Source organism: Robiginitalea sp., assembly GCF_049588695.1.
GTDB lineage: Bacteria > Bacteroidota > Bacteroidia > Flavobacteriales > Flavobacteriaceae > Robiginitalea.
Genome location: NZ_JBAVZJ010000306.1, coordinates 1 through 2,961, shown reverse-complemented (window position 1 = coordinate 2,961; position 2,961 = coordinate 1). Strand labels below are relative to the sequence as shown.

General features: G+C 44.3%; 2 protein-coding genes. One reads left to right on the top strand and one right to left on the bottom strand.

Annotation, left to right across the window (positions count from 1 at the left end):
- Positions 1 to 267: 267 nt before the first annotated feature.
- Positions 268 to 1,485, bottom strand: a complete 1,218-nt coding sequence (locus WBV75_RS07570) for a DUF481 domain-containing protein (RefSeq protein ID WP_424120024.1) — start codon at positions 1,483 to 1,485, stop codon at positions 268 to 270.
- Here WBV75_RS07570 and WBV75_RS07565 point away from each other — a divergent pair.
- Positions 1,472 to 2,626, top strand: a complete 1,155-nt coding sequence (locus WBV75_RS07565) for a hypothetical protein (RefSeq protein WP_424120023.1) — start codon at positions 1,472 to 1,474, stop codon at positions 2,624 to 2,626. The two genes, WBV75_RS07570 and WBV75_RS07565, sit on opposite strands and share 14 nt — an antisense overlap.
- Positions 2,627 to 2,961 lie beyond the last annotated feature (335 nt).

The following is a 2,961-nucleotide window of genomic DNA, read 5'->3' as shown; positions in this document are numbered from 1 at the left end:
CGCTCCTAATCCTTAGAAATCTGTACATTTATAGACCGTCACAAAAGGCTGGCCAAACAGCGTACGCTTGTGACAAATTCAACCCTGATTATTAAAAGATGGCGAGGTTTAGAAAATACATTGAGGGATAATTTGGTAAACTATAAAAACATGAAAAGAATTACTGCAATTGCGCTTTGTTTTCTCACTCTTGCAATAGTAAAAGGGTATGGTCAAAACGAAAGACCAGAAAAATCCCTTTTTTACCCCATTTAGAGATACTACGATCTAATTAAAACTCCACCCAAACCCACTGGTCAGGATGTAGTCAAACTCACTAGCCGTCGCAGGGGGTTGATTGTCATAGTTAAATTGAAAACTGGTTTTGACATAGAAATCATAGGGAAGGTCGTATTTCACATTCAGGTTGTAATCCACCCGAATTCGTCCACGCTCAGAAATACTCGGATAGAAATCAACATTGGTATCCAGGCTGAGGTCTTTAAAATCGAACATATTAAAACGGCTTGAAATAAAGAGTTCCGTGGACTCTTTATTCAAACTGCTGTCGTCGTAATTCTCAATGTTGAAGTTCAATCCTGCACCAAGGCCCCACAGGAGTTTGTCGGTTATGGACAGGAACCGCCCTACCCCTATTTTCCCGCTGTAACGACCCTGAAGGTCCTGTTCCGTATTGGACAGGTAGGATCCCGAGCCCAGGATATACCATTTATCTGAGACGAGTCTGTTGACTTGAATATCTATATTGGTGCGCTGAGTGAGTTCTACATTATCCTGATTGGCAAAAAGCGAGGATATTTTAGAATTCGCTAACCACTTAAACCCGTTATAGGATACCCCTCCATCAATATTGAGCTGTCGCTGATTATTTGCTTTAGTAAGGTTAAAGCCGATATCGATGTAACCTGAAATCCGCTTAATCCATTTTTTCTTTATCACCTTAATGGCAGTTACCTGATTCAGGTTAAGTCCGTTCCGCGTACCTTCGGTAGAATAAACCGTCACCTTTCCCTCTTCCTGCGACCGCAAGAATCCGAAAAGGCGCTCCCCTCCTACAAGGACAATAATGCATCGTCTTTCTAAAACCAATTTGGTTACATCATCGTAATCAATGGTAAAATCGTCGTCGCTGTAAGGCGTTTCCATGGTTAACACCCCGGAAGTCAAATCCTTTATTTCACCGTATAAAACATTGCCATTCTTCACCCAAAGTGTATCGTGTTGTGCAGCGAGCTGTCCCGAATAGAATAAAAGGCATAGGAGTACAATAGCGCCAAAAAATGAAGACAAGTTCAGGCCTTTACGGTTTCGAAAATACCGGCACATATCCATAGTCAGGGAAAACAGTCGTTTTAAAACGGTCGAAAAATAGTTAATTCTGACTAATTCGGTATTGACCTCAAGCAAGTTTCCTGTAGAAGTCCCGGGGAATGCACATCTTGTGATTTCTGAAAGCACTATCTTTGAATCTATGCCATACACCATTAAAAAGCCAAATTTATTGCTGGCCTTTCTGATTCCCACACTACTGATCTCAGGCTGTTCCGATGACGATCCGGTACCCGAAGAACCGGTGCCGCTCATTCGCCTGAGCACCTTTTTAACCTCAGGCACAGAAGAGCTCCAGATGGATGTGGTCAACGATGGCAGCGCACCCATTATCACCAATTTAAATGACGAGTTGGGCCTTGATTTTTTAGTTTTCGGACGCAGGGACGTGGATGAAAATTCGGCAGGGTTTTATTTCTGGCAGCAACAACTTTCGAGGGCGTATTACAAAGATTTGAATACCGGCATTACTTTCTCAGTCAATGACGTGTGCGGTTTCAGTACCGAAAACGATACCCCAAAAGCCATCCGGGATGTCAGTGGAAACGAAAATTTCGTGGTCTTGCCCTATACCCGGCAGGGCGATGATATGGCACTTGAATTTGCCGTTAGAATATTTGATCGGGAGGCTTCGGAATGCCGGGATCTTTTCCTTCCCGAGGTAGCCACTTCAGAAGTTGAAAACTATAGGATCGAAGGGGATTTACTCGGTATCTATTATCGGGATCAGGCATCAGGTAGCCCTTTGCTTTCCCTTATTGACTTGTCTGTCGGTTCGATACTGCAGACTTTGAATCTGAATCCGGATTTCCAGGCAGCTACCTTTAAAGGAAATGATCTCTGGATTTTCAACGGAGACACCTCATATGTAGTGCTCAATACCTCCACAGGAAATTTTATTCGGTCGGGCAATGCCCCAGGTTTGCCCGCACAGGGCCCGGGCATGTTTGACTCCCGATTCCTGGGCAACCAATTGTTGGTGGATTTTATCTACCAGCAACCCAGCCTGTTTTTTTCACAGCCAGCGGTTTATGACTTCGATACAGCAGCCCTTGTAGAAGGTGGCAGTCCATTCCTTCCCGCGCTTCAGGAACAGATTGAACGGGCAACGGGAGACAGGGTCCTTTTCGGAAATTACGGGGTTGATCTTGAAACAGGTACGATTGCCATTTCATATATACGTGGAAACGGCTCTTCCGAAGGAGGGGTAACCCTAACCACTTTTGATCAGAATTGGTTTGAACTTCTCGAGCTCCCCTTTCTTCCGGAGGATATCGAAATACAGGAAGTTCAATAAATCCCAAGTTTTTGAACGCACGTTCGCTGGGCCCAATCCTCAAGGCCCGATCCTATTTTTCCATCCCAAAGGCGGACCATTGGCCGATTAAAGGCCGAAATTCAGGACTTGTAAAGGATTATTTAGTAATTTTCTCATATATCTTAGGTGAAATCATCATTTCGCGCCCAGATGTTCGAGTTCCCCACAACGTCAGAACTATGGATTATACAAAAATCAAATCGATTCGAACTTCGGTCAGCTACTGGTATATCATTCTGTTGATTGGCCTTATCTATCTGGCCGTTGGCTTTATGGTCCTGGTGCGCCCGGTGGAAGCCTTGATTGCCCTGTCC

Coding starts and splice junctions, on each gene's coding strand:
- WBV75_RS07565 (WP_424120023.1), top strand. CDS start 1,472: ATGCCATACACCATTAAAAAGCCAAATTTATTGCTGGCCTTTCTGATT.
- WBV75_RS07570 (WP_424120024.1), bottom strand. CDS start 1,485: ATGGTGTATGGCATAGATTCAAAGATAGTGCTTTCAGAAATCACAAGA.